We start from the raw sequence: 20867 nt of genomic DNA, 5'->3' as shown, positions 1-20867 counted from the left end.
CGCTCTCCCCCGACGCCTGTCTTGAATCTTCCGCTGTGACATGGACTGATCCGCAGCGCCAAGCCGCTTTTGAGGCTTGGCTGACTGACACCGCACCGGCCCATCAACTGGACCGGGCTTCCTTGCGCGTGGCCAGCGCGGACGCCAGCTTCCGGCGCTATTTGCGCATCGATCAAAACGCCGATCTCTGCTGGCCGACCCCGGCGAAGTCCTTCATCGTGATGGACGCGCCGCCCAGCCACGAAGATTGCAAGCCTTTTGTGACCGTGGCGGCCTTGCTCGCTGCGGGCGGGGTGCATGCGCCTGAGGTGCTGGCGTGGCACGAGGCCCAAGGCTTCATGTTGCTCAGCGACCTTGGCAGCCGTACCTATTTGTCGCTGCTCCAGTCGCTCGATCTGGCCAGCCCGACCGGCTTCAAGCTGGCCGATACGCTCTACCGCGACGCCCTTGGGGCGCTGGTGACGCTGCAAGGCATCCAAGCCGAAGGCCAAGTGCCCGCTTATGACCGCGTGCTGCTGCGCCGGGAGCTGGATCTTTTCCCGGAGTGGTACGTGCAGCGTCATTGCGGTGTGACCTTGACCGAGACCCAAAGCAAGCAGCTGGAAAAGATCTTTGAGTTGATCCTCAAGACGTGTGAGCTCCAGCCGATGGTGCTGGTGCACCGCGACTATCACAGCCGCAATTTGATGCTCGGCACCCGCCCCGGTGCCGAGACGGCGCTTGGCGCTGGGCGTGGCACCAACCCGGGCGTGCTTGATTTCCAAGACGCCGTTTGGGGCCCGGTCACCTATGACGTGGTCTCGCTCTTGCGCGACGCCTACATCGAGTGGGACGAGCCGCAGCAGATCGATTGGGCCGCGCGTTACTGGCAACAGGCCAAGAAGGCCGGCGTGCCGGTGCAAGACGACTTCGGCCTGTTTTGGCGCGATCTGGAATGGATGGGCTTGCAGAGGCACCTCAAGGTGTTGGGCATCTTTGCGCGGCTGAACCACCGGGACGGCAAGTCCGGCTACCTGAAGGATCTGCCCTTGGTCTGGCGTCACGCGCATCACGTGGCGATGCGCTATTCGGTCCTGACGCCGCTGGCGCGCCTGCTGGAGCAGCTCGCCGGCGTCAAGGCCGAGGACGGCTACACGTTCTGAGCTAGACCTTGGGCTCTCGCTTGCGGTGCGTCATGACGTAGAGCGTGGGCAGCACCAGCAGGGTCAGCAGGGTGGCGGAGATCAGGCCGCCGATCACCACCACCGCCAACGGGCGCTGGGTTTCAGAGCCGATGGCATGCGAAAGCGCCATCGGCAGCAAGCCCAGCATCGCCAGCAAGGCGGTCATCAGCACGGTGCGCAGGCGGTCGAGCGAGCCTTCGACCACCGCTTCTTCGACCGAGCGGCCCTTGCGGCGCAGGTCGTTGAAGTGCGACAGCATCACCACGCCATTGAGCACCGCCTGACCAAACAGGGCGATGAAGCCAATCGCTGCCGAGACTGACAACGGGATGTCGGTGATCAAGAGCGCCACGATGCCACCGATCAGCGCAAACGGGATGTTGGCGATGATCAGCGAGGCGGTCTTGAGCGACTTGAAGGCGTCGAACAGCAGCATGAAGATCAGCAGGATCGACAGCGGCACGACCCATGAGAGGCGCTTCATGGCGCGTTGCTGGTTCTCAAACTCGCCCGACCACGTCAATACGTATCCCGTTTCAAGTTTGAGTTTGGATTGCACCTGTGTTTGCATATCTGCGACCACGCTGCCCATGTCACGGCCTTGAATGAAGACACCGATCGATATGACTCGTTGGCCGTTTTCCCGGGCGATGTTCATCGCCCCCGACACATGGCGGAACTCGGCGATATCGGCCAGCGGCACTTGGGCGCCGTTGGTGGTGGGGATCAGCAGGGAGCGGATGCGATGTGGGCTGCGGTCATCTGGACCCAAGCGGATGGTGACGTCAAAGCGTCGCTCGCCTTCCCAGACCGTGGTGGTGTTCTTGCCGCCCAAGGCCGACTCGATCACGTCCTCCACGTCACCGACATTGAGCCCATAGCGTGCAGCGCGGGCGCGGTCGATCTCGATGCGGAACTGCGGCAGCTGGCCGTTGCGGTCGATGAAAGCACGTGATACACCCGCAACTTTTTGAACGCTATCCAATACGGTATGACCATAGACCTGCAGTTTCTCGAGATCATCGCCTGTGATTTTGACCACCACTTGAGCATCGATTTGGGAAATGCTCTCCAGCACGTTATCGCGTATGGGCTGCCCGAAGCTTGTTTGAATACCTGGAATGGTGTCGAGCTGTGAGTCAATATCCGCCAATATTTGAGCTTTTGTTCGTCCTTTTTTCCATTGCTCTTCGGGAGAAAGATCGATCAAGGCTTCAACCTGAGAGGCAATTTTCGGATCTGAACCGTCTTCGGGTCGACCGAGCTTGGAGATGACCGTATGTACCTCGGGTACGGAGCGCACGATCTCGCGGATGCGGCGCACTTGGCTTTGCGCCTCGGTGATCGAGACGCTGGGTTCCAAGCTTGCGTTGAGCCAGATGGAGCCTTCATTCAGTTCGGGCAAGAATTCAGAGCCCAGATGGGTGGCTCCGACCATGCTGGCCGTCAAGGCCAGCCCAGCCACGCCGAGCACGATGCGCTTGTGGCCCAAGGCCCATTGCAGTGCGGGCAAGTAGGTGGCCTTGGCCCAGCGCATCAGCCAGTTGTCGCCGTGCGGCATCGGACCACGCAGGAACTTCAGGCTCAGCAGCGGCACCAAGGTCAGCGAGACGATCAGCGAGCCGATCAGTGCCGAGGTCACCGAGTACGCCATCGGCGCGAAGATCCGGCCTTCGTGGCGTTGCAAGGTGAAGATCGGGATGTGCGCGGCGATGATGATCAGCATCGAAAACAGCGTCGGCCGCCCCACGTCAATGGTGGCGTTGAGCACCGTGCGCAGGCGGCTTTCGTGCTCCTCTGCGGCGGTGGCCCCCGGACTCGGTGTTTTGGGCACCAAGCTGAGTTGATGGACGATGTGCTCGACGATGATCACCGCGCCATCGACGATGATGCCGAAGTCCATCGCCCCGAGTGACAGCAAGTTGGCTGGGATGCCGATCAACTTCAATCCGATGAAAGTCGCCAAGAGCGAGAGCGGAATCACCATCGCCACGATCGCTGCGGCCCGCAGATTCGACAAAAACAGGTACAGCACCAGCGCCACCAGCAGCGCGCCTTCCAGCAAGTTGCCAAAGACGGTGTGCAGGGTTTTATCGATCAGCCAAGAGCGGTCGTAGAACGGCGCAATGCTCACACCGGCCGGCAAACTGCTTTGCTTGATGGCTTCGATCTTGGCCTTGACGCCGTCCAGCACCACCGAGGCGTTTTCGCCTTTGCGCATCAGCACCAAGCCGTAGACGATGTCGTCGTCAGCGTCCTGCCCGGCCACGCCTTGGCGCGGCACGGCGCTGATGGCCACCTTGGCCACGTCGCGCACCAGCACCGGGACGCCGTTGCTTTCGGCCACCACGATGTTTTCCAAGTCGGCGGCCGAGCGCAGCAAGCCGATGCCCCGGATCAAATATTGCTGGCGGCCCTGTTCGACCGAGCCCCCACCCGCATTGGCGTTGCCGCGTGAAACGGCGTTGGCCAGTTGACTCACCGAGAGGCGATGGTCGCGCAGACGGCCCAGATCAGGTTGAACTTCATAGGTCTTGATCAGACCGCCAAAACTGACCACGTCGGCCACGCCGGGCACGGTCTTGAGCTGGCGCTCCATCACCCAGTCCTGCAACTCGCGCAACTGCGTCGAGCTGAGGTGATCGCCCTTGATGCGATAGCGAAAAATCTCGCCGATGGCTGAACTGAGCGGCCCGAGCGAGGGCTTGACCCCATCGGGCAGATCGGCGTCGCGCAGTCGCTCGGTGATCTGGGCGCGGGCAAAGTAGTCGTCCGCCTTGTCGCTGAAGGTGATCGCCATGTACGACAGGCCGAACTGCGTATGCGAGAACACTCGCACGGCGTGCGGCACGCCCGAAAGCGCGGTCTCGATCGGCATCGTCACCTGTTTTTCGACCTCTTCAGCCGCGTGGCCGGGGTAGAGCGTGATCACCTGCACTTGGGTGTCAGAGATGTCGGGGAAGGCCTCCACCGGCAGGTTGTTGAAGGCGATGACGCCCCCGCCGATAAAGAGAATCAGCCCCATGATCACAAACAGGGGCTGGCGCAAGGCCGAGGACACCAAGGCTTTGATCATCCGTGCACTCCGGCATTGGCCAAGACTTGTTGCAGCATCAAGCTGCCTTCCGTCACGATTTGCTCATCGGCTTTCAGGCCACTGCGTACCCGGATCTGGGCGATACCAGCGTCTTCAGCCTGAATTTCTCGGCGCGTGAAATGTCCGGGCTCGGTTTGCACAAAAACGTAGTGCTTGCCCTCGACCAACACCACGGCTTGGGACGGAATCATCGGCTGGGGCTCAGCGGTCGTCAGGTGCAGGGTGCCGTGTACAAACATCTCGGCCTTGAGGCTGCGGTCCGGATTGGGCAGGGCTGCGCGCACCCGCAAGGTGCGGGTTTGGGGGTCGAGGCTGTCGGCCACTTGAATCACTTGGGTGGTGGTGGTGGCGCGGGTGGGCAGGGCGTCGAGACGCAAGTCGATCGAGACACCGGGCCTCACTTGGCCTGCCAGCCCTTCCGGCACGTCAAAGTTGACCCAAAGTCGGCGTGGGTCACTGATCACAAACAGGGCGGGCACGCCCGGGCCACTTTGATCGGGCCGAACTTCTTGGCCGATGTTGGCATTGCGCTCCACCACCCAGCCGCTGATCGGGCTGCGCAGGGCAAAGAGTTGATCGGAGCCCGAGGCTGCGTTGCCGTAGCCGGCAAGGCGCGCTGCGCTGCGCGCTTGTTCGGCCCCGGCCCGGTCGCGGTCGGCTTGGGCGGCTTCCAGCTCACGCCGTGCCATGGCCCCTGCGGCTTCGAGTTCACGTGCTCGGTCCAGCGTCCGCTGGGCCTGAAGCACATCGGCGCGGGCCCGGGCCGCATCCGCTTGCGCTTGGCCGAAGTCGGGTGAGCTGAGCTTGGCCAGCACGTGTCCGTTGCTGACCGCTTGGCCGGCTTGGACGTCTAAGTGCAGCACGCGGCCGGCCACGGGGGCGGTGATCCGGCTGGTGTGATCCTCGTCCCAGCCGAGGCGGCCGGTCAACTCAACGTCTCGCTGGGCTTGAACTTGGACCTTGAAGGTTTTGATCACGGCCAGCTGCGGGCTGCTGGCGCTGTACAGAATGCTTTGCGCTTGCACCACCGGCGGGGCGATCTTCGGTGCCTCGGCCTCGGGGGCATGGCAGGCGCTCAGCCCATGCACGAGCAGGGGGGTCAACAGCACGACTTTCACGATCTTCACGATCTTGGCACCGTCCTTCGACGTTTTCATCAGCGTTTTATCCATCAACGTTCCCATTGGGTGGCTGCGAGCCACGTGCTGAGGGCTTTGGCCTCATCAGCGCGGGCTTGCACCAGATCCAGTTGCAAAGCCTGCCATTGCCGGCGGGCATCCAAAACATCCGTGAGCGAGGCCGCGCCCTTGCGGTAGGCCAGCTCCATGCCGTCGAGCGCTTGACGGGCGGCCTGTTGGGCCGGGCCGTCAAGTTCGCTGCGCCGCAGGGTGGCGGCTTTGAGTTGTTCTTGGGCGATGGCCTGATCGGCTTGAGCACTCATTTCGCTGCGTTGGCGCTGAAGTCGGGACATGTTGAGATCCACTTCCGCTTTGCGTTGTTCACCCTCGAAGCTGTAGCCCCAGAACAGCGGCACGCTCAGCGAAAAACTGATGGAGCCGTTGGTTTGCGGATGACGCTCCAGCGCCACGCCGATGGTCACATCGCGGGTGGTGCTGGCGCGGCTCAGGGCCAAGTTTTGTTCGGCCGCAGTGACGCGTTGGGCGGCGCTGCGTACATCGGCCCGCTCGGTGGTTGCTGTGGGCTCTGGGGATGAGCCGGCCTGTGGGTAGGCGTCATCGGCACTCAGTTCGGCCGCTTTGGGCTGCGCCTCAGGGCCAAGGCGTTGCGCCAGGGTTTGGCGAGCTTGCAGCGTGTTGGCTTGGGCACTGCGCAGATCGGCTTTGGCGCGCACCAGTTCGGTTTGCAGTCGTGCCACATCAACGGCAGAGAGGTCGCCGCTTTGGAAGCGTTTGCCGGCAATGTCAAAAGAACGCTGCTGTAGCTCGACCGAGCTCTGCACCAAGCTTTCGCGGTCTTGGGCCAGCTTGAGATCGAAGTAACTTAAGTGCACCCCCAAGCGCAGTTGGCGGCGCAGTTCGGCTTCGTCATGCTGCGCGGCACCCACTCCGGCTTGGGCCGCTTGGGTGCGCAAGGCGCGTTTGTCGCCGCGCTCCACCAGATAGCTCAGGCCGACGGAGGCATCCATCGGGCTGTGAATCAGCGGCCAAGCACCCATGCCATTGCCCGGATTCATGTTGCCGGTTTGCAGCGCCAGCGTCGGGTTCACGGCTTGGGCGGCTGAGACGTGTGCAGCAACAGCCGCGTCGCGACCGGCAGCGGCCAAACGGGCATCGGGGTGATTTTGCAGGGCTTGCTGCTCGGCTTCATTCAGGCTTAAGGCTCCAGCGGTGGAACAAAGAACGGCGCTGAACAACAAAGCGATGCAAGCTTGTGACGAGAAGGTCTTGCGGTAAATCGGCACGGCGTTAGGCCTCATGGCGGAGCAAGAAGGGCGCGATTCTATCGGCCAAATGTGTCTGCTTGGTGTCTTTAAACGTGCGGTATGTCGCAGCGTTATGAGGTGTTGTGAGTCACCCATCGGGGGGCGCCTATGCAACACTGAGGCCCCGCTTTGCTGAATGCCCTCTTCCCCATGGACCTGCTTTTTGTTGCCGACCCGCTCGAAACGTTCAAGACCTACAAGGACAGCACCTTCGCGATGATGCGTGAGGCAGCGCGGCGCGGGCATCGCCTGCACGCCTGCGAGCCCGCCGACTTGGTTTGGCTGCGCGGCGGCCGGGTGGTGGCGCGCCAAGCCCGGACCCTCGTGTTGACCGGCGATGTGGGCGGTGCGGGCGGTGTGGGAGATTCGCCGGCTTGGTTCGAGGTGATCGCCACCGCCGAGTTGGCGCTGGCCGATGTGGATGCAGTCCTGATGCGCAAAGACCCACCCTTCGACAGCGAATACTTCTACGCCACGCACCTGTTGCAGCAAGCCGAGCGCGAGGGTGCCAAGGTGTTCAACAAACCCTCCGCCCTGCGCGATCACCCCGAAAAGCTGGCGATCCTTGAGTTCCCGCAGTTCATCCCGCCGACGCTGGTGACGCGCTCGGCCGCTGCGGTGCGGGCCTTTCACGCCGAGCACGGCGACATCATCTTGAAGCCCTTGGACGGCATGGGCGGCATGGGCATCTTCCGCGTCGGTGCGGATGGCCTGAACTTGGGCGCGATCATCGAAACCCTCAACCAAGACGGGGCCCAAACCTTGATGGTGCAGCGCTACTTGCCCGCTATCACCCAAGGCGACAAGCGTATCTTGGTGATCGGCGGCGAGCCGGTGCCGTTCTGCCTAGCCCGCATCCCCCAAGGTGGTGAAGTGCGCGGCAACCTCGCCGCCGGCGGCAAAGGCGTGGCCCAACCCCTCAGCGAGCGCGACTTCGCCATCGCCCACGCCATCGGCCCCACCCTCGCCGCCCGAGGCCTGCTCCTCGTCGGCCTCGACGTGATCGGCGACTCCCTCACCGAAATCAACGTCACCAGCCCCACCTGCTTCCAAGAAATCACCGACCAAACCGGCTTCGACGTGGCCGCACGGTTTGTGGATGCGTTGACAGCTGGGTTAAGCACCTGACAAATCCCCCCGGACCCCTTTTCCCGTTCGCCCTGAGCTCGTCGAAGGGCTGGTGCCAAGCGCGCTGGCTGTGCCGTCAACCCCTCTTCACCCACTGCGCTGCGTCTTGGGCGGCGATGCGGCCTTCGTCGGTGGGGACGACCCAGATGGGGATGGGGCTGGTGGGGGCGTGGATGGGGAGGGTGGCGGAGCCGATGGCGGTGGCGTTGGCTTGGGGGTCGAGCTGCAAGCCGAGGAAAGACAGGGCTTGGACGACGTCGGTGCGCAGCAGGGTGTCGTGTTCACCGATGCCGCCGGTAAACGCCAAGCCGTCCAAGCCGCCCATGCAGGCGATCAGCGCGCCGGCTTCACGCACCACGCGGCGGGTGAAGAGCCGGATGGCCAGATCGGCGTTGGGGTGGGTGGCGGCTTGGGCGCGCAGGGTGCGCATGTCGTTCGATAGCCCCGAGACGCCAGCCAAGCCGCAGTCCTTGTAGAGCAGTTTTTCGATGCGGGTGCTGCTCCAGCCTTCGCGCAGCAGGTGCAGCAAGACGCCGGGGTCGATGGCACCGCAACGTGTGCCCATCATCAAACCATCCAAGGCCGAAAACCCCATGGTGGTGGCCACGCTGTGACCGTCTTGGACGGCGCACAAGCTGGCACCGCTGCCCAAGTGGGCCAACAGCCAGCGACCCGGGAGCGCCGGAGCGTTCCGTTCGCCCTGAGCTTGTCGAAGGGCCTGGGTTTCCTCGCCGAGCCGTTGCACCAAATAGCGGTACGACAAGCCGTGGAAGCCGTAGCGCCGCACCCCAGCGGCGTCGAGTTCGGCGGGGATCGGCAAGCGCCGTTCCACGTCGGGCAAGGAGGCGTGAAAGCCGGTGTCGAAGCAGCCGATTTGCGGCAGATCGGGGAAGGCTTGGGCCAAGGCGCGCACGCCGCGCAGGTTGTGCGGCTGGTGCAGCGGGGCGAGGTGATTGAGCGCTTCCAGCTCGCCGAGCACCGCCTCAGTCAGCAAGACCGAGGCGCTGAAGGTCTGGCCGCCGTGGACGATGCGGTGCGCGATGGCCGCCAGTTCAGTGCCGGCAGGCAGGCGGCTTTGCACGTCGTCGCGCAGGCGGCCCAAGGCGGCTTCGAAGGCGCTGTCGCCCATCACGTCGAACTGACCGCTGCTGAGCGGCGCGCCGGCTTGACCAGCGCGGATCGGGTAGAGCGCGAACTTGAGCGTGGCTGAGCCGGCGTTGACCGCCAGCACCATTTTTTCAGGCATGGGAAAACTCCTTGGGGGCTCAGGGCTGGTGGGTCAGGAACCAGTGGGCCAAGATCTTCACCAAACCGGCCGAGGCCTTGCGGGCTGCGGCACCGTCGGCGCGGCTGGTGAGCGCGATGGGCACCTTGGCACCGAGCACGATGCCAGCGGTGGATGCACCGCCCAAGTATTCGAGCTGTTTGGCCAGCATGTTGCCGCTCTCTAGGTCCGGCACCACCAGGATGTCAGCTTGGCCGGCCACGTCGGAGCGGATGCCCTTGCGCTGCGCCGCTTCCAGTGACACCGCGTTGTCAAAGGCCAGCGGGCCGTCGAGGATCGCGCCGGTGATCTGGCCGCGATCGGCCATCTTGCACAGCGCGGCGGCGTCCAAGGTGGAAATCATCTTCTCGTTGATGGTCTCGACGGCTGAGAGCAGCGCTACCTTCGGGCAAGCCCAGCCCATGGCGTGGGCCAGTTCGATGGCGTTGGCGACGATGTCGGCCTTGGCGGCCAGATCGGGGCGGATGTTGAGCGCGGCGTCGGTGATCAACAGCGGGCGGTCATGCAGCGGGGCGTCGATGTGGAACACATGCGACATGCGCCGCTTGGTGCGCAGCGCCGCGCAATGGATCACCTCGTGCATCAGCTCGTCGGTGTGCAAGCTGCCCTTCATCAAAGCGGCCACTTCGCCAGCGGCGGCCATGGCCACACCGCGTTGGGCGGCGGCGTGGCTGTGGGCCACGTCTTCGATCTGCAAGCCGGTGAGATCCAAACCGCCTTCAGCCGCCAAGGCGTCAAGGCGCGCTCTTGGGGCGATCAGCACCGGGATGATCAGCCCGAGCTCAGCGGCTTCGACCGCACCGCGCAGCGACTCCATGTCGCAGGGGTGCACCACCGCACAGCGCACGCTGGGCAAGCTGGCCAAGGGGGCGAGGAAGGCATGCAAGCGCGCGTCGGGATCAAAGATCTGCATGCGCGGCAAGGTGGGCCGGGGCAGACGGATCTTGCGATCGGGTGCTTTGACCAGCGCTTCACCGCGCAGCACGCCTTCGCCGCGCTGGTTGTTCACTTCGCAGCCGAGCAGCACGTTGTGGTGGCTGCGCTTTTCAAGCACCGTGACCCGCACCGCCAAGGTGTCGCCGATGCGCACCGGCGCGGTGAAGTTGAGCGTTTGGCTCAGATAGATCGTGCCGGGGCCCGGAAATTGGGTGCCTAGCAGTGCCGAGATCAGCCCAGCCGACCACAAACCGTGTGCCACCACACCGTGCAAGAAGGTGCCTTCGGCGTAGTCCGGGTCCAAGTGGGCCGGATTGACGTCGCCGCTCAGGGCCGCAAAAGCAGCGATGTCTGCTTGGGTGAGGGTGCGCACCAAGCGAGCACTTTGCCCGAGTTGCAGCTCGTCGTAAGGGTGGTTTTCGAGCCAATCACTGTTGACTGTGTTGGCCGTGTTGGCCGCCTCAGGATGGCTGTGGCTGTTTGGGACGATTTCAGTGCTGCTCGACATGGTGCTCGGTGCCGTCACGGTGGAGGTAAAGAGACCCCCATCATAGAAGCTTAGGAAGGGTTTTCCCGTAATTCGGCGAGCAAGCTTTGCCAGCGCGGTTGCAGCTCCGCCCAGTGGCGTTGGCGGATGTGGCCGTAGCCGCGCAGCTTGTCGGGCATGCGGGCGATTTCGAGCGCCAAAGCGATGCGATCAGGGCGTCGGCCCAGGTCTTGCAGCACGGCTTCGATGGCGGCGCGGTAGTCGCGGCGCAGTTGCAGCTCCAAGCGCCGCTCGGGGCTGAAGCGGAAGGGGTCAAGCCACGTGCCGCGCACGCCGCGCAGCCCCGCCAGCAGGCGCAAGGCGGTGTGCATCCACGCGCCGTAGCTTCGCTTGACGCTGCCCAGCAAAGGGATGGCCAAGTGATGCACGACGCGGTAGTGGCCCTCGACTTGCGCACGGATCTGGGCCTCAAAGGTGGGGTCGGTCAAGAGCCGCGCCACCTCGAATTCGTCCTTGCTGGCCAGCAGCTTGAACCAGCCGCGCGCCACCGCTTCAGTAAGGCGTGTGGCGTGGCCGTGGTCATCGGCGGCGGTGTGCAGGTGCAGGGCCTCCGTGGCGCGCACCCGCTGCACCAGCTCAAGGTAGGTGTCGGCGTAGGCCGCATTTTGGTAAGCGCACAAAAAGGCGTGGTGCTGGGCCATCAGCGCGTCGAGCTTGGGCCGCAGCGCCAGCGTGATCGGCTGCCAGCCGGTGGTGTCAGGCCGGTGTGTACCGGGTTCAACACAGCGCCGACCTTCCTCAAACGCTGCGCTGTTGGCCTCGACTTGGACGCCGTTCAAGGCGATGGCTTGCAAGATGGAGGCGCGCTGCAACGGGATCCAACCCCGCTGCCACGCGTAGCCCAGCAGCATCGGCAGGCTGTAGATCGCGTCCCCCAGCACTTGGCTGGCTTGGGTGTCGGCGTCAAAACCGCTGAGCTGCTCGGCCCCAACCGCAGCCCGCAAGGCGGTTTCACACGCGGCGTCGGGGTAGTGCCAATCGGCGTCTTGGGTGAAGGTGGCCGTGGGCGTGGCGTGGCGGTTCAAGACGACGTGGGTGCGCCCCAGCGCCATCACGCCCAAGGTGTCGGGCCGGGTGGCGACGATGGCGTCGCCCGCCAGCACCACGTCGGCTTGGCCCAGATCGACCTTGGTGGTGTGGAGCTGGCCGGGCTGGGCGGCGAGTTGCACATGGCTCCACGTCGCCCCGCCTTTTTGCGCCAACCCCGAGGCCTCCTGCACGATCACCGCCTTGTCTTCCAGGTGCGCCGCCATGCCCAGCACTTGACCGAGCGTGATCACCCCCGTGCCGCCGATACCCGCCACCACCAAGCCCCAAGCCTGGGTCAGCGGCGGCAGGGTGGGTTCGGGCATCGGGGCGGTTGCTCCATCACTCCGTTCGCCCTGAGCTTGTCGAAGGGTTTGAACGATTTTCCCCCGAGGTGTCCCGCCCTCGATCGTCACAAAGCTCGGGCAAAAGCCGCGCAGGCAGGAAAAATCCTTGTTGCAGCTGCTGGGGTTGATGCGCCGTTTGCGGCCGAAGGGCGTTTCGACCGGCTCGATGCTCAGGCAGTTGCTTTGCACCGAGCAGTCGCCGCAGCCTTCGCAAACCGCTGCGTTGATCAGCACCTGCCGGGGGGTTTCGGCTTGCAGGCCGCGCTTGATGCGGCGGCGTTTTTCGTTGGCGCAGCTTTGGTCGTAGATCAGTACGGTGCAGCCGGGCACCTCGCGCAGCTCGCGTTGCAGGGCGTCGAGGGCTTCGCGTGGGTGGATGCGCGTGCCGGGGGCCAGTTGGCGGCGCAGCGCGGGGTCGGCATATTTGGCCGGATCGTCGGTCACGATGTCGATGCGGTGAACCCCTTCGGCGTCGAGTTCGCGGCTCATCGCGGCCACGTCCATGCCGCCTTCCACCGCTTGGCCGCCGGTCATCGCCACCGCGTGGTTGAACAAAATCTTGTAGGTGATGTTCACCCCAGCGGCCAAGCTTTGGCGGATGGCGAGCAGGCCGGAGTGGCTGTAGGTGCCGTCGCCCAAGTTGGCAAACACATGCCGCTCGCGGGTGAAGGGCGCTTGGCCGACCCACGGCACGCCCTCGCCGCCCATCTGCGTGAAGGTGCTGGTGCGCCGGTCCATCCACGTCACCATGTAATGGCAGCCGATGCCGGCCAAGGCGCGTGAGCCCTCGGGCACTTGGGTGGAGGTGTTGTGCGGGCAGCCTGAGCAAAACCACGCCGGGCGCTCGCCGGGGCTATGCTGGCTGGCGTGCTCCAGCTGGCGCTGGCGGGCCTCGATCTGGCCCAAGCGTTCGCTCAAGTGGCGCTCCAAGTCGCGGTCCACCCCGAGGCGGATCAGGCGCTTGGCGATGGCGCGCGCGATCAGGGCCGGGTTCAGATCGGCTTGGGCGCGCAGCAACCAGTGCTGGCTCGGATCGGCCCGCGACCACTCGCCGCCGCTGTGATCCCCCTCGCTTTCGTCGAACTTGCCCAGCACGTCCGGGCGCACATCGGCGCGCCAGTTGTAGAGCTCTTCTTTGAGCTGGTACTCGATCATCTGGCGCTTTTCTTCGACCACCAAAATCTCGCGCAGACCTTGGGCGAAGTGGCGCGTGCCTTGGGCTTCGAGCGGCCAGACCACGCCGATTTTTTGCAGCCGCAGGCCAATCGTGCGGCAGCGTGCGTCGTCCAGACCCAAGTCCGCCAGCGCTTGGCGGGTGTCGTTGTAGGCCTTGCCGCTGGCCATCAGACCAAAGCGCGCTGGCGGATCGCCCGCTTGGGCGTCGATCACGGTGGGGTTGAGCCGGTTGGCGCGGATGTAGGCCAGCGCGGCGTACCACTTGGCATTCATCAGCCGCGCTTCTTGCTCCAGGCGGTCGTCGGGCCAGCGGATGTGCAGGCCCAGGCCATCGGCGGGCATCACAAAGTCCTCGGGCAGACGGATGCTGATGCGGTCCGGGTCCAGCTCGACGCGGGTCGAGGATTCGACGATTTCTTGGATGGTTTTCATGCCCGCCCAAAGGCCCGAGAAGCGGCTCAGCGCCAAGGCGTGCAGACCCAGATCGAGTATTTCTTGCACCGAGGCTGGGAAAAACACCGGCAGCCCGCAAGCTTTGAACAGGTGATCACTTTGGTGCGCGGCGGTGCTGCTTTTGGCCACGTGGTCGTCGCCCGCAATCGCGATCACCCCGCCGTGACGCGCGGTGCCGGCCATGTTGGCGTGCTTGAAGACATCGGCGCAGCGGTCCACGCCGGGGCCTTTGCCGTACCAAAGTCCAAACACGCCGTCAAAGCGTTGCTGCCCCGGCGCAATCAGGTCCACCTGCTGCGAGCCCCAGACGGCGGTGGCGGCCAGCTCCTCGTTCAAGCCGGGCTGAAAGACGATGTGATGGCGCTTGAGGTGCTCAGTCGCGTGCCACAGCGCTTGGTCGTAGCCGCCCAGGGGTGAGCCCCGGTAGCCGCTGATGAAGCCAGCGGTGTGCAGGCCGGCGGCGGCGTCGCGCTGCTGTTGCAGCATGGGCAAACGCACCAAGGCTTGGACGCCGCTCATGAAAACGCGGCCACGCTCTTGGGTGTACTTGTCGTCCAACCGAACATGGGTGGCGAGACTGTTCATGACCAACTCCTGCGTCGTTGTCGCGTGACTGGGGCGTATGACCCAGTGTAGGCATGCCCCGGCGGTGTTGCACGAAAATGCCGCGATGTCGAAGCTGTCTACCGCTGCGCCCCACGCGCTCCTTGATGTCAACGCCGGGGCCTTTTTGCTGGCGCTGGCTGCGTTTGCCAGTGCCTTGGCGCTGCGGCTGTGCGATCCGATGCTGCCGGCCTTGGCGCGTGACTTTGGCACCAGCGTGCCCCAAGCCGCCATGGTGGTCACTGCGACCAGCTTGGCTTATGGGGCCTCGTTGCTGGCGGTGGCGTGGTTGGGCGATCACTTGGGCAAGTTTCGCGTCATCACCGGCTCGTGTTTGGCCTCAGCGGTGGCGGCGCTGTGCTGCGCTTTGAGCCCCTCGCTGGGTTGGTTGGCCTTGGCGCGGGTCTTGAACGGCGCGGCCACGGCGGCCTTGATCCCCTTGTCGATGGCTTGGATCGGTGACCACGTGCCGGTGGAGCGTCGTCAGCTCACCTTGGCGCGTTTCATGTCCGGGCAGATCAGCGGCCTGATTTTGGGCCAGTTGGCGGGCGGTTTGCTGGCCGACACCGTGGGCTGGCGCTGGGCTTTTGGTTTGATCGCTGTGATTTACGGGCTGATCGGTTTGCGCTTGCGCCGTTCACCGCATCACCGCAAGCCGGTGGCGGTGTCTGAGGCTCAAGCGCTCAGTGCTTGGCCGCGCGTTCGAGGCCGTGTGGCGGAGATCGTGCGTCAGCCCCGGGCGCGGTTCATCTTGATCACCGTGGCGCTGGAGAGTCTGGGCAGCTACGGTTTGATGACCTACATCCCGGCTTACTTGCACGAGCGCTTTGGCCTGTCGTTGTTTCACGCCGGGGCGGTGATGGCGGTGTTCGGCTTGGGCGGCTTGCTCTACACCTTGGCCGCGCGCCACTGGATTCGCATGCTGGGCGCGGTGAATCTACCCCGCGTGGGCGGTGCGCTGCTCGGCTTGGCTTTTCTGACCTTGGCGCTGGCCCCTTCGTGGGGCTGGGGCGTTTTAGCCACCTTGGTGGCCGGGGTGGGCTTTTATCTGCTGCACAACACTTTGCAACTCCAAGCCACCCAAATGGCCGCCACGGCTTCACGCGGCTTGGGCATGGCGCTGTTTGCCACCTGCTTTTTCATTGGCACGGCCGGTGGCGTCACCGTGGGTGCCCCCATCATTCACCACCTCGGTGCCCCCGTCGCCTTCATCCTCGCCGCGCTCCTCCAACCCATCCTCGGCTGGCGCGTCGGCAGCAAGCTGAAGGTGTGGCAGCAGGGGCATTGAGCTTGGGCGGTGCCCTCAAATCCGCCCGCGAGCGGGCTTGAGGCGACGGTTTTCGAAGTGTTTGAGGGCGATGTAGGTGGCCCAACCGATCAGGCCGGCACCCAAGGCGAAGCCCCCGTAGGCCATGGGCCAAGGGATGCCTTGGGTCATCATGGAAAACTCCGACATGCCGCCGACACCCGCCAAGATGTTGATGGGCATGAACACCACGCCGAAAACCGTCAGCTGATTGATGCGCTTGTTCTGGTTGATGTTGATGAAGCCGATGGTGGCGTCCATCAAGAAGTTGATCTTGTCGAACAAAAAAGCGGTGTGGCTGTTGAGGGACTCGACGTTGCGGAAAATTTGCTTGGCGTCTTCGAGCTGATTGGGTGAAAGGATCTTGCAGCGCATCAAAAAAGTCAGCGCGCGCTGGGTGTCGAGAATGTTGCTGCGGATGCGGCCGTTTTGGTCTTCTTCTTCGGCAATATCGGCAAGAATGGCCGCCGCTTCTTCGTCGCTGATGGTTTCACTCAGCACCTTGCGGCCCACTTTGCCAAGGGTGGCGTAGATGTTTTCCAGCGAATCGGCCGAATATTCGATATCTGCGCCATAGAGATCGATCAGCAGATCGTGGCAATCCGAGACATAACCAGGCTGCGTGCGGGCGCGGCGGCGTTGCAGTCGGAAGACGGGCAGTTCTTCGTTGCGCACCGAAAACAGAATGCCCTTGTGCAAGACGAAAGCCACCGGGACGCTGCGCGAGTCGGCATCGTTTTCAAGCAGGAAATTGGAGTGCAGATGAACGTCGTCGTTTTCTTCGACATGAAAACGATGGCTCACTTCCAAATCGACCGAATCACCGGGGTCGGACAGATCCACGCCGAAATGCTGGCTGATGTAGTGCAGCTCCGTTTTGGTGACGTTGAGCAAGTCGATCCAGATCGGATGAATGCCTTCAAGATCCTTGCGGCAGGTGATGGCCACTTGCGTCAAACGGCCCTCGACCAGTTCGAAGGCGTTCATCTGGCTTTCGTTGAACACCGGCTCCTGATTGCCCACCAGTTGCTCGCGCCGGGTATCTGAGACTTCCCAAAGGATGTCGTTGACGCGTTCTTGAGGGATGCGCTCCCAGAGGATTTTGGCGTCTTCGATCGGCAAGGTTTCAAGGATCTTGCCAACTTCGACCGACGAAATCTTGGTGATGATTTTGTGCAGCTCCACCAAGTGTTGGCGCTGCACCATGGTTTCGATCACATCCTGCCGTTGGGTGTGCTGGCCATGCACCATGCCTTCGACAATTTTTTGCTTGTGCAAGAGTTCAGTGATTTTTTCGAGCGACATGAGGGTGAACGCAGGTGGGGACGAGGGGCATCAATGCACGGTGCGGGGCAGCTGGGTCGATGACGGGTGATCCAAATCCGGTTGTTGCCACGGATCAAGGTGGGTCATGAGGTTGAGGACGCGGTGGCGTTGGGTGACGCGCTGTTTGGCGGCGACGGCGATGTCGTGACCAGCGGCGATGCTGAGGGTGGCTTCGACTTCGAGGTGGGCATCGACCACGATCATGTCGCCCATCTTGCGGGTGCGCACGTCGTGCACGCCCAGCACGCCGGGGGTGTCGAGCAAGGTGCTGCGGATGGCCGCGACCTCCTGCTCGTCCACCGCGCGGTCCATCAAGTCGTGCAGAGCGTCCCAACCGAAGCTCCAGCCCATCTTGCTGACCATGAAGCCGACGATCAGCGCCGCGATCGGATCAAGGATCGGGTAGCCGGCCAAGTTGCCGGCGATGCCCAGACCCACCACCAAGGACGAGGCCGCATCTGAGCGGGCGTGCCAAGCGTTGGCCACCAACATGCTCGACTTGACCCGCTTGGCCACGCCGAGCATGTAGCGAAACAGCAGCTCTTTGGCCACCAGCGCACCACCGGCCACCCAAAGCGCCAGCACGCTGACCGGGGCGATGCTTTCGGGGCCTTCCAGCTTGCGCGCCGCCGACCACACCATGCCCACACCCACCGCCAGCAGCAACCCGCCCAGCACCAGCGAGGCGGCCGTTTCGAAGCGATGGTGACCGTAGGGGTGGTCGGTATCGGCATCTTTTTGGCTGTGATGGTTGGCCAGCAGCACCACAAAGTCGGCCACCAGATCGGAGAGCGAATGCACCCCATCGGCGATCAAACCCTGCGACTTGGCAAGGATGCCCGCCACGATCTGGGTGCAACTCAGCAGCAGATTCACGCCCACGCTCACCCACGTGCTGCGGGCGGCGGCGGCGGCCCGCGCTTCGGCTTCTAGGCTGCCATCTTCAGGATCATCAACAAGGTCATCGGCTCTCATGGGGGCCGATTGGATCACGGGTGGATCATGGACGGATCACTGGACCCTTGGCATGCCTGTTGCGCCCTTGAGTTGATGCAGCACCCGGACGCGGTGGCTCGCTTGGGGCGGGAGTCCGGCCAAGCTGGCGCGCAGGGGGCCGGTGGGGATGGGGATCACCAGCAGTTTGCGGTCGCCCATGGCCAGCAGGGTGCGGTCGTCGTCGGTGAGCGCGAAGTTCAGCTCATAGGGGGCGCACACCACGGGGCCTTGGGTGGCCAGGCAGGCCGGGTAGTCGGGCAGTTCGATGAAGTTGAGCAGCGGATAACTGGTGGTCAGCAGCGGCGCGCTGGTGGTGTCAAAAACGTAGATGCGCGGCCAGTAGAGGATGGGGTTGGGTTCGCTGTAAGTGCCGATGGCGTTTTGATTGAGGGCGTAGACATACGCCCGGCTGCCGTCACCCGACAAGGCGGTGCGCAGCGCCACCCACCCACTGGGCAGGCTCAGGTCGCCCAGTTTGTTCAGGCTGAAGTCGTACAGCGCTGAGCTCTCCAGCGCCCAGCGGCTGCCGGTCCGGTCGCTGGCTACGCGGTAGAAAAAGGTGATCGGCTGGCCGGTGGGGAAGGCGTTCAGATCGGTGGCAGCGGTGCTCGCGCCGCCGCTGGCATCGCGCCACAGCGGCGGTGGGGCGGGGCTGAACAGCGCCGTCTGGGTGACCAGCATGCGCCGACCGTTGGGGGACACGACGCCCCATGGCTGGCCAAAGTTGTACGTGCTGCCGTTGTTGGCGTACACCGCCCGCTCGGCGTTGCGGTTCAGGTCCTGCACCAGCAAGGAGCCTCGATCAAGCCACGCTAGGTTGTCGCCGGTGATGGCCAGCGGCAGATCGATCTGGGTGCTGAGCGGTGAGATGGTGAGCGCTTGCGCTTGCAGGGTTTGCAAGCTGCTTAGATCCAGATCCAACCATTGGCCGTCGGTGGTGGTGGCGTGCAAGCGGCTGTGATTGCGGGCCACCACGATCCGATTGAGGGTGCCAAAACTGCGCGCGCTGGCCACCGGGCTGGGGCCGCTGAGGTCAAAGCGCATCAGCGAGTTCATGGTGGTGTTGATGACGTAAGCCGACTGGCTCACGGCGTCCCAGACCAAGTTGCGCTTGGTGCCTTCGGTTCCGAAGGCGGTGTAGCTGCGGTCCACCGGGCTCAGCACGTGGAGCGTCAACACCGGGGTGGCGACCCCGGCCGCATGGCTGAGCGTCAGGGTGTGCGCGCCGGCGCTCAGGGCGGGCAGGGTGAGCGAGAGCATCCCGTCGCTGACCCGCTGGGCGGCGCTGGGCGTGATCGCGCCGCCGTCGATGCTGAGTTCGGTCAAGGTGCTGCTCAACCCGGTCAGGCCTTCGCCCCACACCAGCACCTCACCGCCTTGGCCCGCTTTGAGCGCGAGGGTGTCCAGACTGGTGAGGCGCGGCAACTGGTTGGTGATGCGTACGGTGATGTCTTGCGCCGACACGTTGCTGCCGCCATCGACGTGCAAGACGGCGCTGCGCTGCTCGCCGTAGGGCAGATCTACCAGCGCCGCCGCATCCACATGCCAGTCCAAGGGCTGCGCAAAGCTGCCGCTGCTGCGATCCACCACCAGCCAAGCGGCGTTGCTGCTGGCGCTCCAGCCGCTGGAGGCTGCACCGGGTGCCAAGGTGACAGCGGTGCTGCCCTGCAAATCGGTGGGTGTGCTGCTTGGGCTCAGGAGTCGCTCTTGCGTGGCCGGGGTCAGCAAGCCGCTGCTGACGTTGAAACTCACCGGCACGCTCACGGTTTGCACCAAGGGTTGATCGATGTGCAGGTTGACGGTGGCGCTGTAGACGCCCGAGCGCAGACCGGCTCCGCTGGGGCTGAGTTGCAGCTGTGGACCTTGGGCGGAGGTTTGCAGGGTCGCTTGCAGCCAGCCGCTGGCGCTGTCGTTGTAGACCACGCTGTCGATCAAGGCGGTGCTTACCCCCGCTGGCAAGCTCAGCGCCAAGGTTTGAGGGCGACCAAGGCTGCCTTCCGGCGCACTCAAGCTGGCCGAGGTGGGGTTGCTGGCCAAGCGTGGCACCACCGTGACGCTGTAGGGCAGGGTGTAGGGCGAGCCCCGGTGATGGTTCTGACAGGCTTGGTCTTTGCACGCCAACGCCGTGATGGTGCCGGTGTAGGTGCCCGCGGGTTGGCTGGCGTCCGGGGTCACGGTGATCACCGCCATGTCGCCTTGAATGCTCACATCGATGGGCGACAAGACGCCCACGCCGTTGATGTCCGCACCGATCAGGATCGGGGACGTGGTGGTGCCGGTGGTCGTGGCCGTGAAGGAGACGGCGCCGCTGTTGCCGGTCGAGCCTGCCAAGACCTGCATCTGGAGTGAGCTAGCGCTGAAATGCACCGTCAGCTCGTTCAGGCCGCCGCCACTGCTGCCACCACCACCACCACCACAGGCACTCAGTAAGGCCAAGATCACCCAAGACAGCAACGACCGCATCACAACGCCCCTCAAAGCTGAATCCATGATGAATTCGGCGGGACGGCATCTTATCAGCGGGCCAGCGGTCCGGTTCAGCGGAGCGGACCGCACAATGCATGCGTTGAATGCCCCCTTATTTTTTCTCTGAAGATCGGGTGAGATTGCCATGAGCAGCATCGTTTATCGCGACGGCTACAAGTACCAGCTGCAAGAAACCTATGAGCTCCAGATCGAGATTCAGCCCGCAGCGCCGATCCAGACGGATTTCATTGATCTGGATACAGCGGGGAATTTATCGATCCTCAAGGGCTACGCTTGGGACGGTCCCTCCGGGCCGACTTACGACACCTTGACCTTCATGCGCGGCTCTTTGGTGCACGACGCGCTTTATCAGCTGATGCGTGAGAGCCATCTCGATCCCAAGATCCATCGGGACATCGCTGACCGGATCTTGGTTCGTCTTTGCAAGGAAGACGGTATGTGGTTTGGCCGGGCTTGGTGGGTCTACTTGGGTGTGAAGTACTTTGCCAGCTTCGCCGCCGATCCGGCCGATCTCAAACCACCCACGCAGGCGCCGGGTTGAGTTTGGG

The 20867-nt window shown here is 64.0% G+C and carries 13 protein-coding genes; 4 read left to right on the top strand and 9 right to left on the bottom strand.

Annotation, left to right across the window (positions count from 1 at the left end):
* Window positions 1-35: 35 nt before the first annotated feature.
* Entirely contained in the window at window positions 36-1142 is a 1107-nt protein-coding gene (locus tag AB3X39_RS10815) for an aminoglycoside phosphotransferase family protein (protein ID WP_473964898.1), read from the top strand.
* 1 nt (window position 1143) lies between these two features.
* Here AB3X39_RS10815 and AB3X39_RS10810 read toward each other — a convergent pair whose 3' ends face one another.
* Genes AB3X39_RS10810 through AB3X39_RS10800 form a run of 3 tightly spaced genes read right to left on the bottom strand, consistent with a single transcriptional unit; the run spans window position 1144 to window position 6697 of the window.
* The gene (locus AB3X39_RS10810; protein ID WP_369417389.1) at window positions 1144-4239 is read right to left on the bottom strand and encodes an efflux RND transporter permease subunit; all 3096 of its coding nucleotides are present in this window, start codon (window positions 4237-4239) and stop codon (window positions 1144-1146) included.
* Window positions 4236-5417 (bottom strand): efflux RND transporter periplasmic adaptor subunit, encoded by a 1182-nt coding sequence (locus AB3X39_RS10805; protein ID WP_369417388.1) that lies wholly within the window; start codon window positions 5415-5417, stop codon window positions 4236-4238. Before AB3X39_RS10805 ends, AB3X39_RS10810 begins: the two co-directional genes overlap by 4 nt.
* 14 nt (window positions 5418-5431) lie before the next feature.
* Window positions 5432-6697 carry a TolC family protein gene (locus AB3X39_RS10800; RefSeq protein WP_369417387.1) on the bottom strand — a complete coding sequence of 422 codons (1266 nt, stop codon included), beginning with the start codon at window positions 6695-6697 and terminating at the stop codon, window positions 5432-5434.
* A gap of 156 nt (window positions 6698-6853) precedes the next feature.
* Here AB3X39_RS10800 and gshB point away from each other — a divergent pair, with 156 nt between their 5' ends.
* The gene (gene gshB / locus AB3X39_RS10795) at window positions 6854-7831 is read left to right on the top strand and encodes a glutathione synthase (protein ID WP_369417386.1); all 978 of its coding nucleotides are present in this window, start codon (window positions 6854-6856) and stop codon (window positions 7829-7831) included.
* A 76-nt stretch (window positions 7832-7907) separates the two neighbouring features.
* Here the strand turns inward: gshB and AB3X39_RS10790 are convergent, their stop codons facing one another.
* The 3 genes from AB3X39_RS10790 to AB3X39_RS10780 are packed head-to-tail and all read right to left on the bottom strand — an operon-like array spanning window position 7908 to window position 14186.
* Window positions 7908-9077, bottom strand: coding sequence for an acetate/propionate family kinase (locus AB3X39_RS10790; RefSeq protein ID WP_369417385.1), 1170 nt, complete (start codon window positions 9075-9077; stop codon window positions 7908-7910).
* 19 nt (window positions 9078-9096) lie between these two features.
* Window positions 9097-10560 carry a bifunctional enoyl-CoA hydratase/phosphate acetyltransferase gene (locus AB3X39_RS10785; RefSeq protein ID WP_369417384.1) on the bottom strand — a complete coding sequence of 488 codons (1464 nt, stop codon included), beginning with the start codon at window positions 10558-10560 and terminating at the stop codon, window positions 9097-9099.
* Between the two features lie 50 nt (window positions 10561-10610).
* Window positions 10611-14186: an indolepyruvate ferredoxin oxidoreductase family protein gene (locus AB3X39_RS10780; RefSeq protein ID WP_369417383.1), complete on the bottom strand. Its 3576-nt coding sequence runs from the start codon at window positions 14184-14186 to the stop codon at window positions 10611-10613.
* Window positions 14187-14271: 85 nt separating this feature from the next.
* On the opposite strand from AB3X39_RS10780, the gene AB3X39_RS10775 reads away from it, so the two are divergent.
* Window positions 14272-15492 carry an MFS transporter gene (locus AB3X39_RS10775; RefSeq protein WP_369417382.1) on the top strand — a complete coding sequence of 407 codons (1221 nt, stop codon included), beginning with the start codon at window positions 14272-14274 and terminating at the stop codon, window positions 15490-15492.
* 15 nt (window positions 15493-15507) lie between these two features.
* Here AB3X39_RS10775 and AB3X39_RS10770 read toward each other — a convergent pair whose 3' ends face one another.
* From AB3X39_RS10770 to AB3X39_RS10760, 3 genes are read right to left on the bottom strand one after another with little or no spacing between them, the layout of a single operon-like run.
* Window positions 15508-16815, bottom strand: coding sequence for a CorA family divalent cation transporter (locus AB3X39_RS10770; protein WP_369417381.1), 1308 nt, complete (start codon window positions 16813-16815; stop codon window positions 15508-15510).
* A 30-nt stretch (window positions 16816-16845) separates the two neighbouring features.
* The gene (locus tag AB3X39_RS10765) at window positions 16846-17811 is read right to left on the bottom strand and encodes a cation diffusion facilitator family transporter (RefSeq protein ID WP_369417380.1); all 966 of its coding nucleotides are present in this window, start codon (window positions 17809-17811) and stop codon (window positions 16846-16848) included.
* A 36-nt stretch (window positions 17812-17847) separates the two neighbouring features.
* Window positions 17848-20295, bottom strand: coding sequence for a hypothetical protein (locus tag AB3X39_RS10760; RefSeq protein WP_369417379.1), 2448 nt, complete (start codon window positions 20293-20295; stop codon window positions 17848-17850).
* Between the two features lie 148 nt (window positions 20296-20443).
* Between AB3X39_RS10760 and AB3X39_RS10755 the strand changes: the two genes are divergently transcribed.
* Window positions 20444-20860 (top strand): hypothetical protein, encoded by a 417-nt coding sequence (locus tag AB3X39_RS10755; RefSeq protein WP_369417378.1) that lies wholly within the window; start codon window positions 20444-20446, stop codon window positions 20858-20860.
* The last annotated feature ends 7 nt before the right edge of the window (window positions 20861-20867 follow it).

The organism is Leptothrix ochracea (genome assembly GCF_041083635.1).
In the GTDB taxonomy this organism is placed as follows: Bacteria; Pseudomonadota; Gammaproteobacteria; order Burkholderiales; family Burkholderiaceae_C; genus Sphaerotilus; species Sphaerotilus ochraceus.
Note: the sequence above shows the minus strand (reverse complement) of the source record. Positions and strands in the feature narration are given on the sequence as shown.